We start from the raw sequence: 16,312 nt of genomic DNA, 5'->3' as shown, positions 1-16,312 counted from the left end.
CGATTGTTATGCACGCACCAAATCGCGCAACGCTGTGGGGTCGTATTCTCGCCGACGAACTTGCCGCAGGCGGCCTCGAGGCTGTCTGTATCGCACCCGGAAGCCGGTCGACGCCGCTGACGGTCGCGTTCGCCGAGCACGCCGAGATCGACGTCTACTCACACCTCGACGAGCGCTCGGCGGCCTACTTCGCGCTCGGCCGCTCCCGGCGAACCGGCGAGCCAACCGCACTGGTCTGTACCTCGGGAACCGCGGCAGCGAACTTTCACCCGGCCGTTCTCGAGGCGAATCAGGCCCGCGTGCCGATGCTCGTTCTCACGGCGGATCGGCCGCCGGAACTCCGAGACAGCGGCGCGAATCAGACCGTCGACCAGGTGAAACTCTACGGCGATGCCGTCCGCTGGCACGCCGAACTGCCGGAACCCGAAGCCGACGAACGGAAAGTCAGGAGCCTTCGCACGACGGCCGCGCGGGCGCTTTCGGAAACCGTCGGCGTCGAACCCGGTCCTGTTCACCTGAACTGCCCGTTCAAAAAACCGCTCGAGCCACTCGAGGTCCCCGACGCCGTTCCGGACGCGTTTGCCGACACGCTCGCCGGGCGGGGACGCGAGGGCGCGTTCGTCGAGACCACCCGCGGAGATCGGACGCTCGAGGACGACCACGCCGCGGAAATCGCCGATACGCTCACGGATGCAGACCGGCCGCTTATCGTGGCTGGTCCTGCCGATCCGGTGGCGTTGCAGACGCTCGAGGCCGACTCCGTTGTCGACCTTGCCGAGCGGCTTGGTGCGCCGATTCTCGCGGATCCGCTGTCGGGGCTGCGATTCGGCCCGCACGTTTCGGCGGACGATGCCCCCGTCTTCGGTGGCTACGACACCTATATAGTCCACGTTGACGAGCCGGATGTCGTCCTCCGAATCGGGGCGTCGCCGACCTCGAAACCGCTGCGTCACGCCCTCCGAGACGCGGATGTACGCCAGTTCGTCGTCGATCCCGCGGGTGCGTGGCGCGAGGCGACCTTTACCGCGACGGATCTGGTCGCGGCGACGCCGCAGTCGGTTCTGTCGGGTGTCCTCGAGGTACTCGAGTCCGATTCAACAACAGATATGGCGTGGCTCGAGCAGTTCGAGACCGCCGAGCGCCGACACTGGGAACTCGCCGACGAAGCGCGTGCTGACGGAGCGCTCGAGGCTGACCCCTTCGAGGGGGCGATCATCGCGGACGTGCTCGAGTGCGCCCCGGACCCGGCGACAATTTTCGTTTCGAACAGCATGCCGATCCGGGACGCGGATCGGTTTGGACAGCCCCGTGCGGCCGATCTGACGGTACTCGCCAATCGCGGTGCAAGCGGCATCGACGGTATCGAAAGCACGGCGTTGGGTGCGGGAAGCGCAACCGCGGCGGACGAGCCGCTCGTGCTCGTCACCGGCGACCTGGCCTTTTACCACGACGCGAACGGGCTGCTCGCGGTCGACCGTTGCGACGTCGATGCGACCATCGTCTTGCTGGACAACGACGGCGGCGGCATCTTCCACAAACTCCCGATTGCGCAGTTCGAGCCGCCGTTTACCGACCAGTTCAAGACACCCCATGGCATCGACTTCGAATCGCTGTCGGCGGCCTACGGCCTCGAGTTCGAGCGCGTCGCGCCTGTCGAGTTCGAAGATGCGTATCGCCGGTCGCTCGAGCGCGACGGCACGCAGGTGCTGTCGGTGTCGTTCGATTCCGAGCGGAGTCATCGGCGACGAGAGGATCTAGGCGAACGCACTCGAGATGCGATTCGCTGAGTCGCGTCGACGCTGGCGGTGAAAGTGCTGTTTTCGCGATTATGGCTGTCTGTGAGCGGTTGGTTCGGAGGTTCGTCTTTGGGTGGACACAGACATATACATTCTATATCGCTATACCAAAATGGAGTGTGTCGTGCGAATCGACGTGGGCGATTGTCGGCCTCTACAGCGCGATCATCGTCACACCGATCACCGCGAGCACGGCGGCGATGAGCCGCACCCGGAAGTGGCGCTCGCCGAGCAAGATGCCGCCGAGGATGACGGCGACGATGGCCTGCGTGTTGATAATCGGCGAGGCGATGCTGGCCGGCAGGACGGCGAAGGCGAGTGTCGTCAGGTGTTCCCCCAGTGCGACCATCCCGCCCGCGAGCGCGAACTTCGGTAGATCGGCTCGGAGACTGACATCGCGTGGCGGATTGCGAATCGCACCCGGAAGCAAGACGACGGCGATACCGACGAGCAACAGCGGCACCCACAGGCGCTCCGGAATCGCCAACTCCTGTAATGCGACTCGCTTGCCGAGGTCGCTCACCGCATAACACATCGCACTCAGCAGCGCCAGCTGTGCCGGCCTCGAGTTTGCGGCTTTGACAATCGGTTTGAGGAATCCGCCGGGATCGTAGTTGGCGACGTACACGGCGAGGGTCGCGACGACGACGCCGGCGACCTGCAGCGGGGTGAGAACCTGGCCGAGAATGACGACCTCGAGCGGGAGAACGAACATCGGGACGGTCTTGTTGATGGGCGTGACATAGGAAACGTCGCCGTCCTCGATTGCGCGCAAAAAGAGGATGAACGCGAGAGCGGTCATGACGATGGTGAGTGCGGTAATTCCGATTTCCGAGGGGCCGAATCCCGAAAGCGCGGCTGTTGCGCCGTCGACTTCGGTCGCGGCGACCGGCAGATACCACGCGACCGCGAAGGTGTTGAGTAGGACCGTCAGCGCCGCCGGTGAGTAGCCCGAAAACAACCGCTTGAGTAGGTAGATGTAGACGCCCCACACCACGGCGGCACCGAGCGCAACTCCAAGACCGGCATCCATACCTCGCCGAATGGAGGTCCGTTACAAGAGTCGTTCGATCTGACGGCCGAACACCGCGTTTTCGAGTGATATGGCCCGTGTGAACGTACTACACCTGGCCGAGTGTGCCTCCTGTCCGGTCGAGCGTGACGAGAGCCTTATCAGGAATCGCACACCACTCTCGAGCACCAATGGTTTCGGAACTGTTCGACCCCGACCGCTGGGAGCCCGTCGCCGACCTGAACGACGAGTTCCGAGATATCACGTACCATCGCGCACTCGAGTCCGGGACGGTTCGGATTGCGTTCGACCGCCCCGACGTTCGCAACGCCTTCCGGCCGGGCACCGTCGACGAGTTGTACGATGCGTTAGAGCACGCCAAACGCCAGACCGACGTGGGCTGTATCCTTCTGACGGGCAACGGTCCGTCGTCGAAAGACGGCGGCTGGGCCTTTTGTTCCGGCGGCGATCAGACAATCCGCGGCGAGGACGGCTACCAGTACGAGGGAGACGAAGAACGAGCGTCCGAGCAAGGACGGCTTCACATTCTCGAGGTGCAGCGCCTGATTCGTCACATTCCGAAGGTTGTCGTCTGCGTCGTCCCCGGCTGGGCGGTCGGCGGCGGGCACTCGCTGCACGTCGTCTGTGACCTCACGCTCGCGAGCGAAGAACACGCGAAGTTCCTCCAGACCGATCCTGACGTGGCGAGTTACGACGCCGGGTTCGGCTCGGCGTATCTCGCGAAACAGATCGGCCAGAAGAAAGCCCGCGAAGTCTTTTTCCTTGGAAAGACCTACTCCGCCGAGGAAGCAGCCGAGATGGGCATGGCCAACGAGGCCGTGCCCCACGAGGAGTTAGAGGAGACCGCACTCGAGTGGGGCGAGCGCATCAACTCGAAAAGCCCGACCGCGATGCGGATGCTCAAGTACGGCTTCAACATGACCGACGACGGCATGATCGGCCAACAGGTGTTCGCCGGCGAGGCGACGCGACTTGGCTACATGACTGACGAGGCGGCGGAAGGCCGAGACGCGTTCGTCGAGGGCCGAGACCCCGAGTTCGACGACTTTCCGTGGCACTACTGACTCCGTCGGCTGTCATAGATGCCCCTCGTCTTTGCCGGCGAAAGCAAACCATTTGAAGCTCAAACCCCGAGTTCCGGATAGTGACGCTCCCTGACCGGTCTTCGCTCTCTCGACGTGAGTACGTCCGGCTGGCCGTCGCAGCGGGTGGGACGGCCGCATTGAGCGCCTGCCTCGGTGGTGAGGACGACACCTCGAGCGTCGACGTGCCTGCAGGTACCGACGACTCCGACTCGCTTCCGACACGACAGCACGCCTGGAACGATGCGCTCACGGCGGACGAGCACGGCAACGTCCAGCCGCCAGCACATCACGTGCTGGTGGCGCTGTCACTCCAGGACGACGTGATCGAAGACGGACGCGTCGACGAGACCGCTCGAGAAGCGACCGAAACCGCACTGCGCTCCCTTGAGCGCGCCTACGAGTGGAGCAACGAGGGGCTGGTCTTTACGCTCGGCTACACGCCGGCGTACTTCGAGCGCTTCGACGAGTCGCTGCCGGACTCGGTCGACCTGCCGGACCCAACGGCACTGACGACACAGGAAGCGCCCGAATTCGACGAGTTCGATGCCGTTCTCCATCTCGCGAGCGACGTTCCCGAAGTCGTCCTCGAGGCCGAAGAAGGGCTGTTCGGGGAGGTATCGGAACTCAACGGCGTCAACCTCGAGACGGACCTGACGTCGGTCTTTGACCGACTCGAGGACCGGCGGCGAACGGGCTTCGTCGGCGATGGCCTGCCCGCCGAGCACACGGACGTCTCAGGCGTGCCGGAGGCCGTTCCTGACGACGCACCCTTTTTGATGGGCTTTCGCTCGGGCTTTCGGGAGAGTCAGGCGACGGAGGACCGAGCGACACTCGAGTCCGGACCGTTCGCCGGCGGCGCGACCCAGCACATCGAATCGATGGACATCAACCTCTTGCAGTGGTTCGATCAGGAAAATCACTTCCAGCGCGTTTCGAAACTGTTCAGCCGCGAGCACGCTGTCGAAGACCTGACGGGGGAGGTTGGCGAAGAGTTGACCGCCTCGAGCGGGCTCTCATTGGAGCGAATCGACGCGACCGACGCGGACGCGCGCGAACACAATGTCGTTGGCCACTCCCAGAAGGCTGCACGGGCCAGAGAGGACGGCGAACCGCTATTGCTTCGGCGGGATTTCAACACCGTCGACGGCGACCGGCCGGGCTTGCACTTCCTCTCGCTGCAGCGCGAAATCGACGAGTTCGTGCGCGTTCGCGAGGCGATGACCGGCGCGGATCTGGACGTTCCGATGGCGAACAACGGCATTCGCCACTACATCTTCGTGAATCGACGCGGTAACTACCTGGTTCCGCCGCGGTCGCTGCGCGCACTGCCACCAGCAGCGCCGGAGCCCTAATCCGACGCAACCGACTTTCAGTACACAATCTCACCGATGACGAACGAACCTACTTTCGACCGACGGACGGCACTTCGACGACTCGGCGTTACGACCGGCGCGCTCGCACTCGCGGGCTGTCTCGGCGGTGACGACGCCGGCGACGACTCGAGCGATGACGCTGACACCGACGCAGACGACGACCTCGAGACGACGCCCGAGTTCTTCGAAATTGAGGATCCGCCGGATGCGGTCTACGTGCCGACACACCGCGAGGCGATGCGGATGCTCGAGCCGCTCGAGGCGGGCGACTACGTGCTCGCGCCGATGCTCTCGTACCCGCACCCGTTCTGGGTGATCGCGGGCGGGGACAGCGAGGACGAAGTCGAGCGCGTCGATCCCGAGGACGGCCGCGGCGTCCACATGATGTTCACGCTCTGGGATCGCGAGACCGAGACGGTGCTCCCGGTCGACGAAGGCGTCCAGATTCGGATCGCACAGGATGGCGACCAGATCGGGTCGCCGTTTTCGCCGTGGCCGATGCTCTCCCAGGAGATGGGCTTTCATTTCGGCGACAACGTCGCCCTTCCTGGCGATGGCACCTACACCGTCGAGGTCACGCTGCCGCCGATTTCGACGCGCAAAACCGGCGATCTCGAGGGGCGTCTCGACGAGCGCCAGACGCTCGAGTTCGAGTTCGTCTACGACGACGAGTTCCGCCACGAGGTCATCGGCGGCGTCGACTACCTCGACGAGGAGCACTGGGGCCAGCGAGGGGCCCTCGAGCCGATGGATCACGGCCACGACGAGGAACACGACGAGAGTCACGACGAGGACCACGGCGAACACGAGGGCGACCACGGGGACCACGACGGCCACGACGATCATTCCCACGACGATGGCCATGACGACCACGATCATGGCGAACACGACGACAGCCACGACCACGATCATGGCGAACACGACGACAGCCACGACCACGATCATGGCGAGCACGACGACAGCCACGACCACGACGGCCACCACCACGTCCCCTACTCCGAACTCCCGCCCGTCGACGCCTTCCCCGGAACACTGCTCGAGAGCGATGACGGAGACGCTGACGCCGACGAACTCGAGACGAGAGATCTCCCACGCAGCGGCGACGCGGCGTTTCTGGTCACGCTGCTCGAGTCGGACTCTCGACTGGCCGATGGGGAGCAGTACCTGCTCGTCTCGCCGCGGACGCCGTACAACCGCGTGCCGCTCGCGGATATGTCGCTCTCGGCGACGGTCGAACAGGATGGCGAGGCGACGGACCGATCCCTCGAGCAGACGCTCGACGGGGAGTACGGCCTCCACTACGGCGTCTCACTCGAGTCGGCGCTCGAGGCCGACACGCCGGTGACGATCACGGTCGAGTCGCCGCCACAGGTTGCCCGCCACCGCGGCTACGAGACGGCGTTCCTCGAGATGGACCCGCTCGAGTTCGTGGTTCCTGGGGAGGTGGACAACGAGTGACCCAGCAATCACGCAAGACGCTGCTCGCGCTCGTACTCGTCTGTTGTCTCGGCGTTGGACTCCTCGCTGGCACTGGACCGGCCAGTGCGGGCGATGGGGTGACAATCATCTCGTTCGACGCCGAGGATGCCGAGAGCACGGCAAACGGGATTGCACTCGACGCTGACGCAGGCGAGACGGTCGAACTCGAGGTGATCGTCAGCGATCACGGCGATTACAACGGGAACGGGATCGACAACCTCTCGCTGACGATTGCCCACGAGAGTGACGTCCTCTCGGTGACCGATGTCGAACACGGGCCGATGCTCGCGGATGGCAATTCCGACGCTACAGTTGATGGAACAGCCGATATCGACGACGAGAACGGGACAGTCATCATCGAGCAGGAACGAACGCCCTCGGGTGACGGCGCAACCGCGACGGACACGGCGGCGACGCTGACGCTCGCCGTCGACGACGACGCCGAGCCAGCGACGGAGACGCTCGAGATCGTGGAGTCGGAGGCGATAGTGATCACCGGCTATCCACAGAGTATCGTCGACCGAAACGCCCAGGTCCACATCGAGGGCGGTGCAGACGACTCGGAACCGGCCGATGAGTCCGGCGACGAGACGGGAACGGACGACCCCGATGGCATCACGCTCGCCGATGACGCCGAGCAAGACACGCAAAACGACACCGCGGACGAGAACGACACGACCGACTCGAGTACCCCCTCGGACGACGCGGCTGACGACGCTGCGGCGGCCGACGACGAGGGTGACGACGCGGTCCCCGGTGTCGCGATTCCGGGCGCAATCGTGGCGATTGCGCTCTGGGTGGGGCTCCAACGCCGGCACTGAGCCGGAGACCCGGCCAGTGGCGTGTGACTCGAGTCACAAACTCGAGTGCAATGCCAACGTTGACACTCCCACAAGTTGGACACTCGAGTCATGACTGAGGTCGAGACGTCACGAACGAAGGCGTGGCTGATGGCGGCACGCCCCCAGACGTTGCCCGCGGCAGCGGCACCCGTCATCGTCGGGACCGGACTCGCGGTCGCTGAGGGGGTGTTCGCCCCGATTCCGGCACTGATGGCGTTTATCGGTGCGGCGCTGATTCAGGTCGGGACCAACTTCGCGAACGACTACTACGACGCGGTCAAGGGCGCGGATACGGACGACCGTGAGGGATTCACCCGCGTTACCCAGTCGGGCCTGATCGCCCCAGAGCAGGTCAAACTCGCGACGATGATTACGTTCGCACTGGCAATTCTCTCGGGGACCTATCTCGTCTACATCGGCGGCGTACCGATTCTCCTAATCGGACTCGTCAGCGTCTTCTGTGGCTGGGCCTACACCGGCGGCCCCTACCCGCTTGGCTATCACGGACTGGGCGATCTGTTCGTCTTCGTCTTCTTCGGCATCGTCGCCGTCATGGGCACGTTTTACGTCCAGGCTGCGGCGGTCGTCCCCACGGAGACGCTGATCACGACGATTCCCGAGGGCACCGTCACGCTCGAGGCGTTCGTCGCCAGCCTCTCCATCGCCGGTCTCTCGACCTGTATCATCATCGTGAACAACATCCGAGATCGGGAGACCGATATCGAGGCCGGGAAGCGAACGCTCGCGGTTCGACTGGGCTATCGCTGGAGTCGCCTCGAGTACGTCGCCTTGCTCACACTCGCGTATCTCGTGCCGTTCTGGTTCTGGCTCGAGGGCTACGGCGTCGCCACCTTGCTCCCACTCGTTTCGCTGCCGTACGCTGCGGTGATCACGCGGACCGTCCTGACCAGAACCGATGGCGAGGCGCTCAACCCCGCACTCGAGGGCACTGGCAAACTGCTCGCGCTGTACGCCGTGCTGTTCGCGCTCGGGGTGGTCCTGTGAACTCAGACCGCGACCTCGACGCGGACCGCGGTGCGGACGACACACTCGAGTTCGACTACCAGCCGTTTTCGCTCGCACTCGAGGAGCCACTCGAGACGGCTGCCGGCCCAATCGACGCTCGCGAGGGGTTTCTCGTCCGTCTCGTTGATATCGACGGCACCATCGGCTACGGTGAGGCAACCCCACTGCCGGGCTGGACCGAGTCCGAAGCCGACTGCGAGGCAGCACTCGAGCGCGTCCAGCCAGCGCTCGAGGAAGGCGGCCCAAGCGCGGCGCTCGAGGCGGTCGACCAGCAGGTTGCAGCGCGACACGCGCTCTCGCTCGCCCTCGCCGATCTGCAGGCAACCCGTCAATCGACGCCGCTGTATCGCTATCTCGGCAACGGGCCGATGATCGGCAGAGTACCCGTGAACGCGACGATTGGCGACGGCTCGCCGGCAGCAACCAGCGCAGCGGCACGCCGTGCCAGCGACCGCGGCTTCTCCTGTTGTAAACTCAAAGTCGGACTGCGCTCGCTCGAGGCAGATCTCGAGCGTATTCGGGAAACACGGGCCGCCGTCGGCGAGGAGATGGCCCTCCGCGTCGATGCGAACGAGGCCTGGAGCTACGACGAAGCCGAGCGTGCACTTGAGACACTTGCTGATCTCGATGTCGCCGTCCTCGAGCAACCACTTCCGGCAGGTGCACTCGAGGGCCACGCGGATCTCCGCGCACAACAGTCGGGCGTCGATATCGCGCTCGATGAAGGGCTGCTTGAGCACGGTGTAGACAACATCTGTGAGGTGGGCGCGGCTGATGCCGTTGTCCTCAAACCAATGGCGCTCGGCGGCATCGACGTCGCTCGAAAGCTCGCCGCCTGGGTGACCGAACTCGGGATTACGCCGATTATCACGACGACTATCGACGGTGTCGTCGCGCGGACAGGTGCTGTCCACCTCGCAGCGGCGATTCCCGATATTCCGCCTTGTGGCCTCGCGACTGCGGAGTTGCTCGCCGAGGACCTCGGACGAGATCCCGTCTTGCTCGAGAAGGGCGCTGCCGTCGTCCCGCAGGCGAAAGGACTCGGCGTCGATGGGGTGTGGGCGGACGAATGATGCCCCCGGAGTGGCCCACTCGAGACCTGCTCTCGCATCGAGGCGCGACGACGCCGACTCGGACCGCGATGATTGACGCCGACACCGAACGGGCGTGGACGTACCGCGAGTTCGACCGCCGCGTCGACCGAGTTGTACAGGCACTCGAGGACGCCGGTGCTGGCACGGATGGCCGACTCGGCGTGCTCATGGATACGCGGCCGGCCTTTGGGGCCGTTCTCTTCGCTGCGATGCGACGGGGTCGCACGCTCGTTCCGCTGAACGTCCGGGAAACGCCATCCGAACTCGCGGCGAAAGTCGAGCGCACCGATCTCGAGGCACTCATCTGTGAGCGCGAAACTGAGTCGACGGCCCTCGAGAGTCTCGAGCAGTGTGACGGTTCCGTTCCGGTGGTGTCGGTCGACGATGCCGAGGCGTCCAGCGTTGGATCCATCCGCAACGCGCTCGAGTCCGAGACGGACCAAGAAACCGAACAGGCAGCGCTCGATCCCGTCGCGCTCGAACCGGACGACACGCAACTGCTCATGTTCACCTCGGGCACGTCGGGCGAGCCGAAGATCGTTCGGCTGACGGTCGGAAATCTGGTGGCCAGTGCAACGGCCTCGGCGTTTCGGCTCGGCCTCGAGCCTGACGACCGCTGGCTGTGTTGTCTGCCGATGTACCACATGGGCGGGCTGGCACCGCTTCTCCGGTCAACGCTGTACGGCACGACCGTCGTCATCCAGCGCAAGTTCGACGCCCGCGAGAGCGAGCGCGTGATGGACAACTACGATATCACGGGTGTCTCGCTCGTCCCGACGATGTGCAAGCGACTGCTCGAGGCGAGGTGGGACGTTCCTGACTCGCTGCGATTCGTCCTCCTCGGCGGTGCTCCAGCCTCGAGTGAGTTGCTCGAGCGCTGTCTCGAGGCTGGGATGCCGGTGTACCCGACGTATGGAATGACCGAGACGGCGTCGCAGGTGGCGACGGCGACGTCGGCGGACCTTCGAACCCACGAACGAACGGTCGGCCAGCCACTCGTCACCACCGACGTGACTATCGTCGACGAAAGGGGCGAGCCAGTCTCGAGTGGCGACCCCGGCGAACTCGTCGTCTCGGGGCCGACGGTGACGCCGGGCTATCTCGACGCCGACCGGACGGCTGAGGCGTTCGGCGAGTACGGTCTGCACACCGGCGATGTGGGCTACCGAGACGACGGTGGCCGCCTCTGGATCCTCAACCGGCGCAGCGACCGGATCGTCACCGGCGGCGAGAACGTCGATCCCGGCGAAGTCGTCGCCACGCTGCGCGAGTCTGCCGGACTCGAGGACGCAGCCGTGCTCGGACTCGAGGACGCGGAGTGGGGCGAACGGGTCGGGGCACTCGTCGTCCCAGCGGATACAGCATCGGACCTCGACCTCGAGGCAGTCCTCACCCACTGCGACGCCCACCTCGCGGGATTCAAGCGGCCGAAAACGCTCGCGGTCGCCGACTCGTTGCCCCGAACTGCGTCGGGGACCGTCGACCGCGAGGCGGTTCGCGAACGACTGCTCGAGGACGGCGTCGACGTCACTGACTGGTAGCACTACCTGCGTGCGATTTTGAAACGGGAGTTAAGACGCTCCAGCCCCTGCTTTCTCTCGTGTGTACACTCACGCTCGCCTGGCAGGTGTTTGAGGACGCGCCGGTCGCTGTCGCAGCGAACCGGGATGAAGCACTCGAGCGCGAGTCGCGGCCGCCGGGAGTCTACCGCGAGGACCCGCTGATCGTCGCCCCGCAGGATTCCGAAGCGGGCGGTACCTGGATCGGCTACAACGAACACAGTGTGTTCGCCGGGATCACGAATCGCTGGCTCGACGCCGAACTGGCGGGTGAGCGCTCGCGCGGCCTGCTCGTCGGCGACGTTCTCGAGGCCGAGTCAGCCGCTGAGGCGGCAACTGTCGTCGAGAACGCGACTGTCAAAAACGAGTACGATGGCTTCAATCTCGTCGTCGCCGACGCGGCCGACGCGTACTGCTTCCAGTGGGATGGCTCCCTCGAGCGGATCGACTTCGAACCCGGCGTCCACGTCGTCGTCAACGCGGCCGTCGATGACGACGTGTCGATTCCCGAGCACCGGGCCGAGGCCGCTCGAGCGCAGGCTTCGAATGCTCGAGCGGTTCGGCGTGACCTCGCCGTCGATAGCGACGAATCGGTCTCGGACTGGCTCGAGCGCGCTGGGACTGTTCTGGGTAATCACGAGTACGGCGTCTGCGTTCATGGTGACGGGTTCGGCACGCGCTCGTCGTCGTTGCTCGCGCTCGGGTCCGATCACCGGGAATACGCGTTCGCACCGGGGCCACCCTGTCAGACCCCCTACGAGGACGTGCGCCTCGAGCGCGAGGGCGACTAGGGCGGTCGCTCTCGCTGTCGGAACACCGAAGGGCACATTTAAGCGGCTCCCGAACGCTCTGTTGGACATGGACGCATTCTTGCCTGTAGCCACGGGCACGGAGAGGTGGTCACTGTGAGCATTTCAGCGGCCGAAGCAGAACTCTCAGAGGACGAACGCGCCGGTCTCGAACTCGTTCGCGACACTGGTGGCATTCACCAGAGTGACTTCTGGAAGGAACTGGGCGTGTCCTCGCGCAAGGGCAGCAGGATTGTCGAAGCGCTCGTCGAAAAGGACCTTGTCGACCGCGAGGAGACGGTCTACAGCGGTCACAACACCTACCACATCACGCCAACTGCTCGAGACCTCGACTTTCGGCTATTGATGGCCGGCGACATGCTCTCGCCGTTTATCGGTGAAGAGGAAGTCGATCCCAACAGCGACGCCTTCTCGCAGTGGATTATGAACCTCGCGTACGAAGAGTAACTCGCAGCCGCGACCACTTTGAGACGGTCCGTTACTCGTACTGGCCGAATTGCTCGATCAACACGAACGGATCTCGTTCTCGATTGTAGTACGAAACGTCCCCATCGAGTGCCTCGAGAATCCGGCGATGAACTTCGCGTGCGGCGCGACTCTCGTCTGGCTCCAGGTGGTGGCGACCGCGAAGATCGGTCCAGAACTCGCCATCCAGCCAGAGCAGTGTTTCCTGATTGGACTGGTAGACAACCTCACCAGTCCTGGTGAGTCCCGCAGTTTCGATTTGCCGACCCGATAACTGCGCTCTCGCGAGGACGGCGACGAGTTGTCGCCGCGAGACTGGGGCATGCAGCGCGACATCGTTGATCGTCTCATCGAAGTACGCTTCAACGAGGTCACAGGCCCGGGAGAACTCGTCGAACTCGAACTCGACGGTATGGTTGTGTGAATGTTTCATGGTCAGCGAATCGCGTCTCGATCAGTAGCTGTGTCATTCACAACGACTGATAAAAGTGTATCCCTTGTTGCAATGAGCGAGATTCTTACTCGAGCGCACTTGCCGCCTGAATCAGACGCTCTTCACCGAAGGCTGGACCGACGAGTTGGAGTCCAACTGGGAGGCCGTCAGTCTCGCCCGCTGGCACCGAAATCGCGGGCAGATCCGCGAGATTGACCGGGACCGTGTTCGCGTCGGCCAGGTACATCTGGAGCGGATCGTCCAGACTTTCGCCGAGTTCGAACGGTGGCACTGGCATCGTCGGCGATGCGAGCACGTCGGCCTCGGCAAGTGCCTCGTCGAAGTCCTGTTTGACCCACGCGCGGGCGTCCTGGGCCTTTTTGTAGTACTTGTCGTGGTAGCCAGCCGAGAGTGCGTACGTGCCAAGGAGGATGCGGCGTTTGACCTCGTCGCCGAAGCCCTCCTTGCGCGCTTTGGCGAAGGCCTCGTTCCAGTTGCCGTCGTAGCCGCCTGACTGCCCGTAGCGGACGCCGTCGAATCGTGCGAGATTCGAGGAGGCTTCCGACATCGCGATCACGTAGTAGGCTTCGACGGCGTGTTCGACCGACGGCAGGGAGACCTCGTGATACGCCGCACCCTGGGCCTCGAGTTCGGCAATCGATTCCCAGAAGGTCTCGACGACGCCCTCGTCAGCGCCCTCGAGCAGTTCCGTTGGGACACCAATCTGGAGCCCGTCGACGTCGCCCGTTGCGGCGTCGGCGTAGGACTCGCCCTCGAGATCCGGCGCTCGAGTCGTCGCGTCGTGGTTGTCGGGGCCGGCGATCACGTCGAGCAGGGATGCCGCGTCTTCGACCGTGTTCGCGAAGGGGCCGATCTGCTCTAAGCTGTTGCCGTAGGCGACGAGGCCGTAGCGCGAGACGAGCCCGTAGGTTGGCTTGATGCCGACGACGCCACAGAATGCGGCGGGACAGCGGATCGACCCACCAGTATCGGAGCCGAGTGCAACGTCGGCCTCGCCGGCGGCAACAGCGGCCGCGGAGCCACCGGAGGAGCCGCCGGGGACGTGCCCCGGTGCGGCGGGGTTGTCCGTCTCGCCGAACGCGGAGGTTTCGGTCGTCGAGCCCATCCCGAACTCGTCCATGTTGGTCTTGCCGACGATGGTCGCGCCGGCGTCTGTCAGCCGCGAGACGACGGTCGCGTCATACGGCGGGACGTACTCCTCGAGCATGGCAGAGCCACAGGTCGTGCGTACGCCCTCCGTGGAGATGTTGTCCTTGACGGCGACGGTCGTGTCCGCGAGCGGGCCGTCGCTCTCGCCTTCGATTCGCTCCTCGGTAATGAAGATGTTCTCGGCCATGTTAGGAAACGTTCGGCCCCTTGAAGTAGCCGTCCTCAGTTTCGGTTGCGTTTCGGAGCGCTGCGTCTTTCTCGAGGGAGTCGTGTTCCTCGTCGGGTCGCATCACGTTCGCGAGGTCTGCCTTGCGGTCGACTTCGGGGACGTCATCCAGGGTTTCGAAGTACCCCAGAATGTCCGCGAACTGGCGCGTAAACTGGTCAATCTCGTCGTCATCGAGATCGACTCGAGCCAGGTCTGCAACGTGGCGAACGTCGTCCGGCTCGACTTCGTCCGGGCTCTCACTCATGTCCGAGCACACTCGCCAGCGGAGAGTAAGGGTTTCGATACGGGTACGCAGGTGCTGCCGTCACGGTCCGGGTGGACGTCAAACGCGTCTCGTCTCCATCGCTAATTTTCATCTGACTTCAACTATATTCTGGGAAAATTTTAATTATGTATGGAGAATATATTTCCCGTGTCCGTCAGTAACTAGCACAGGATGTTACGGTCGGGTACCGATTCACGCGACTCGAGTTCGCGTGAGCGTCCGGCACGGGCAGTACACCTATGACACGCAAACCCACTGATTCCGACGGCGAACCGGCGGAGAACAACAGTCTGGAGAGTCAGAAGAAACGGTCCTCGAGCGGCCGTCTTGGAGCCGGATCGCGACGCAGCTTTCTGAAGGCGAGCGCTGGCGCGGGTGCGTTCTTGCTCGCCGGCAGTTCGCTCGCCGCGGGACAGGAACTCGCTGACGAGACCTGCGAGTCGTTTGGCGAGATCACCGTCGGCGACGGCAACTTCCTGCTGGTCAACAACGACTGGGGAGCGACCGCCGACGACTTCGAGATGTGTAGCTGGCTCGCGGAGGACGGCAGCTACGGCTACCACTGGGAGACGCGGACGACGGCAGGCGGTGAGCCGAACTATCCGCAGGTGCTGCTCGGCACCAAACCGTGGGGCGACGACAGCGGCGCCGACTCGTTCCCGATTCAGCGCGGCAACGTCGACGAACTGATTCTCGACATCGACGTCGACCTCGATGTGTCGGGCGGCGAGTGGAACCTCGCCGAGGAGTGGTGGCTGATGGAGCAACCGCCCTCTCAGGAGACCGAAACCCACACCCACGAGATCATGCTGGTGCTCGACTGGAGCGACGACCACGGCCACGGCGGGGCAATCGAAGACAACGCCTGGACCGACCAGTTCGGCAATACCATCGACTACTGGACGGTCTACAACGAGGGCGGCGGCACGGACGCAGCCTTCCATATTTTCCGCGTTAGCGGCGGCCTGACCACGGGACAGATCGATCTAACAGAGATCATGGACTATCTCACGCAAAACGTTGGTATCAGTGAGGACCTGTGGGTCAGCGGCATCGAAGTCGGCAGCGAGTACTGGCAGGGCACGCAGGGCGACGTCACCTACAATACCCTCGACGTAACAGTCAACGGAACGACCTACACCAGCGGGAGCGACGGATCTGGCACACCGCCTGGAGATGGCGAGAACGGTGATAACGGCGATAATGGCGATGATGACGACGGCGATACCGGTGACGACGACAGCCCAGGTGACGATGATGACAACCTGAACGCCGTGATGAACGAGAGCACGACGTCGGCGTCGGCTGGCGACCGCATCACGTTCGCCGTCGAGGATACCACGGGCGCTGGGACCTGGATCGACTCTCTCGAGTGGGACTTCGGCGACGGGACGACCGCCAGTGGCTGGTGGAACGAGCACACGTACGATTCCGCAGGGACGTACACGGTCGCGCTAGCTGCGACTGACAACGAGGGAACGACGACCACTCACGAGGTCGAAATCACCGTTTCCTAAATCCGTCTCGACGCTATCCGAACTCAGGCGTTCCAGTCACCGGCGGTGTGTGCTGTAATACGGTTCAGATATGTCGCTCGCACCGCTGAAACGTCGGTTCACAGTGAATGACCGTTCTCGAGGGTCGTGTATTGAAA

The 16,312-nt window shown here is 64.0% G+C and carries 15 protein-coding genes; 11 read left to right on the top strand and 4 right to left on the bottom strand.

Going from position 1 to position 16,312, the window contains the following annotated elements:
* Nucleotides 1-8 precede the first annotated feature (8 nt).
* Entirely contained in the window at nucleotides 9-1,787 is a 1,779-nt protein-coding gene (menD, locus tag B2G88_RS05840; protein WP_087714222.1) for a 2-succinyl-5-enolpyruvyl-6-hydroxy-3-cyclohexene-1-carboxylic-acid synthase, read from the top strand.
* Nucleotides 1,788-1,950: 163 nt separating this feature from the next.
* Here menD and B2G88_RS05835 read toward each other — a convergent pair whose 3' ends face one another.
* Nucleotides 1,951-2,829, bottom strand: coding sequence for a DMT family transporter (locus B2G88_RS05835; protein ID WP_054864131.1), 879 nt, complete (start codon nucleotides 2,827-2,829; stop codon nucleotides 1,951-1,953).
* Between the two features lie 170 nt (nucleotides 2,830-2,999).
* Between B2G88_RS05835 and B2G88_RS05830 the strand changes: the two genes are divergently transcribed.
* The 9 genes from B2G88_RS05830 to B2G88_RS05790 all read left to right on the top strand — a co-directional run bounded on the left by B2G88_RS05830 (nucleotide 3,000) and on the right by B2G88_RS05790 (nucleotide 12,543).
* Nucleotides 3,000-3,893, top strand: a complete 894-nt coding sequence (locus B2G88_RS05830; protein WP_054864130.1) for a 1,4-dihydroxy-2-naphthoyl-CoA synthase — start codon at nucleotides 3,000-3,002, stop codon at nucleotides 3,891-3,893.
* Between the two features lie 80 nt (nucleotides 3,894-3,973).
* Complete coding sequence (locus B2G88_RS05825; protein ID WP_087714221.1) at nucleotides 3,974-5,266, top strand: DUF7405 family protein; 1,293 nt, start codon at nucleotides 3,974-3,976, stop codon at nucleotides 5,264-5,266.
* 36 nt (nucleotides 5,267-5,302) lie between these two features.
* On the top strand, nucleotides 5,303-6,745 hold the full coding sequence (locus B2G88_RS05820; protein WP_054864129.1) for a DUF7350 domain-containing protein: 1,443 nt from the start codon (nucleotides 5,303-5,305) through the stop codon (nucleotides 6,743-6,745).
* Nucleotides 6,742-7,587, top strand: coding sequence for a cohesin domain-containing protein (locus tag B2G88_RS05815; protein ID WP_087714220.1), 846 nt, complete (start codon nucleotides 6,742-6,744; stop codon nucleotides 7,585-7,587). Before B2G88_RS05820 ends, B2G88_RS05815 begins: the two co-directional genes overlap by 4 nt.
* Before the next feature lie 90 nt (nucleotides 7,588-7,677).
* Nucleotides 7,678-8,613: a 1,4-dihydroxy-2-naphthoate polyprenyltransferase gene (locus tag B2G88_RS05810; protein WP_087714219.1), complete on the top strand. Its 936-nt coding sequence runs from the start codon at nucleotides 7,678-7,680 to the stop codon at nucleotides 8,611-8,613.
* Complete coding sequence (gene menC / locus B2G88_RS05805) at nucleotides 8,610-9,707, top strand: o-succinylbenzoate synthase (RefSeq protein ID WP_054863371.1); 1,098 nt, start codon at nucleotides 8,610-8,612, stop codon at nucleotides 9,705-9,707. The genes B2G88_RS05810 and menC overlap by 4 nt, the downstream gene beginning before the upstream one ends.
* Nucleotides 9,704-11,269 (top strand): class I adenylate-forming enzyme family protein, encoded by a 1,566-nt coding sequence (locus tag B2G88_RS05800; RefSeq protein WP_087714218.1) that lies wholly within the window; start codon nucleotides 9,704-9,706, stop codon nucleotides 11,267-11,269. Before menC ends, B2G88_RS05800 begins: the two co-directional genes overlap by 4 nt.
* A gap of 59 nt (nucleotides 11,270-11,328) precedes the next feature.
* A complete protein-coding gene (locus tag B2G88_RS05795; RefSeq protein ID WP_054863370.1) occupies nucleotides 11,329-12,078 on the top strand; it encodes an NRDE family protein in 750 nt (249 codons plus the stop codon).
* 114 nt (nucleotides 12,079-12,192) lie between these two features.
* Nucleotides 12,193-12,543: a helix-turn-helix transcriptional regulator gene (locus B2G88_RS05790; RefSeq protein ID WP_054863373.1), complete on the top strand. Its 351-nt coding sequence runs from the start codon at nucleotides 12,193-12,195 to the stop codon at nucleotides 12,541-12,543.
* 31 nt (nucleotides 12,544-12,574) lie between these two features.
* Here the strand turns inward: B2G88_RS05790 and B2G88_RS05785 are convergent, their stop codons facing one another.
* The 3 genes from B2G88_RS05785 to gatC all read right to left on the bottom strand — a co-directional run bounded on the left by B2G88_RS05785 (nucleotide 12,575) and on the right by gatC (nucleotide 14,637).
* Nucleotides 12,575-12,994, bottom strand: a complete 420-nt coding sequence (locus B2G88_RS05785) for a hypothetical protein (RefSeq protein WP_054863369.1) — start codon at nucleotides 12,992-12,994, stop codon at nucleotides 12,575-12,577.
* Nucleotides 12,995-13,079: 85 nt separating this feature from the next.
* Entirely contained in the window at nucleotides 13,080-14,351 is a 1,272-nt protein-coding gene (gene gatA / locus B2G88_RS05780; protein WP_087714217.1) for an Asp-tRNA(Asn)/Glu-tRNA(Gln) amidotransferase subunit GatA, read from the bottom strand.
* A 1-nt stretch (nucleotide 14,352) separates the two neighbouring features.
* Entirely contained in the window at nucleotides 14,353-14,637 is a 285-nt protein-coding gene (gene gatC / locus B2G88_RS05775; RefSeq protein ID WP_054863368.1) for an Asp-tRNA(Asn)/Glu-tRNA(Gln) amidotransferase subunit GatC, read from the bottom strand.
* Between the two features lie 260 nt (nucleotides 14,638-14,897).
* Here gatC and B2G88_RS05770 point away from each other — a divergent pair, with 260 nt between their 5' ends.
* Nucleotides 14,898-16,175: a PKD domain-containing protein gene (locus B2G88_RS05770; protein ID WP_087714216.1), complete on the top strand. Its 1,278-nt coding sequence runs from the start codon at nucleotides 14,898-14,900 to the stop codon at nucleotides 16,173-16,175.
* Nucleotides 16,176-16,312: the final 137 nt, after the last annotated feature.

Origin of the sequence: Natronolimnobius baerhuensis (assembly GCF_002177135.1) — an archaeon.
Taxonomy (GTDB): Archaea; Halobacteriota; Halobacteria; order Halobacteriales; family Natrialbaceae; genus Natronolimnobius; species Natronolimnobius baerhuensis.
Note: the sequence above shows the minus strand (reverse complement) of the source record. Positions and strands in the feature narration are given on the sequence as shown.

Excerpts from the sequence above, each read along its gene's own strand:
- gatA (WP_087714217.1), bottom strand. The coding sequence starts at position 14,351 with ATGGCCGAGAACATCTTCATTACCGAGGAGCGAATCGAAGGCGAGAGC.
- B2G88_RS05830 (WP_054864130.1), top strand. The coding sequence starts at position 3,000 with ATGGTTTCGGAACTGTTCGACCCCGACCGCTGGGAGCCCGTCGCCGAC.
- B2G88_RS05820 (WP_054864129.1), top strand. The coding sequence starts at position 5,303 with ATGACGAACGAACCTACTTTCGACCGACGGACGGCACTTCGACGACTC.
- B2G88_RS05800 (WP_087714218.1), top strand. The coding sequence starts at position 9,704 with ATGATGCCCCCGGAGTGGCCCACTCGAGACCTGCTCTCGCATCGAGGC.
- menD (WP_087714222.1), top strand. The coding sequence starts at position 9 with ATGCACGCACCAAATCGCGCAACGCTGTGGGGTCGTATTCTCGCCGAC.
- B2G88_RS05835 (WP_054864131.1), bottom strand. The coding sequence starts at position 2,829 with ATGGATGCCGGTCTTGGAGTTGCGCTCGGTGCCGCCGTGGTGTGGGGC.
- B2G88_RS05770 (WP_087714216.1), top strand. The coding sequence starts at position 14,898 with ATGACACGCAAACCCACTGATTCCGACGGCGAACCGGCGGAGAACAAC.
- gatC (WP_054863368.1), bottom strand. The coding sequence starts at position 14,637 with ATGAGTGAGAGCCCGGACGAAGTCGAGCCGGACGACGTTCGCCACGTT.
- B2G88_RS05810 (WP_087714219.1), top strand. The coding sequence starts at position 7,678 with ATGACTGAGGTCGAGACGTCACGAACGAAGGCGTGGCTGATGGCGGCA.
- B2G88_RS05785 (WP_054863369.1), bottom strand. The coding sequence starts at position 12,994 with ATGAAACATTCACACAACCATACCGTCGAGTTCGAGTTCGACGAGTTC.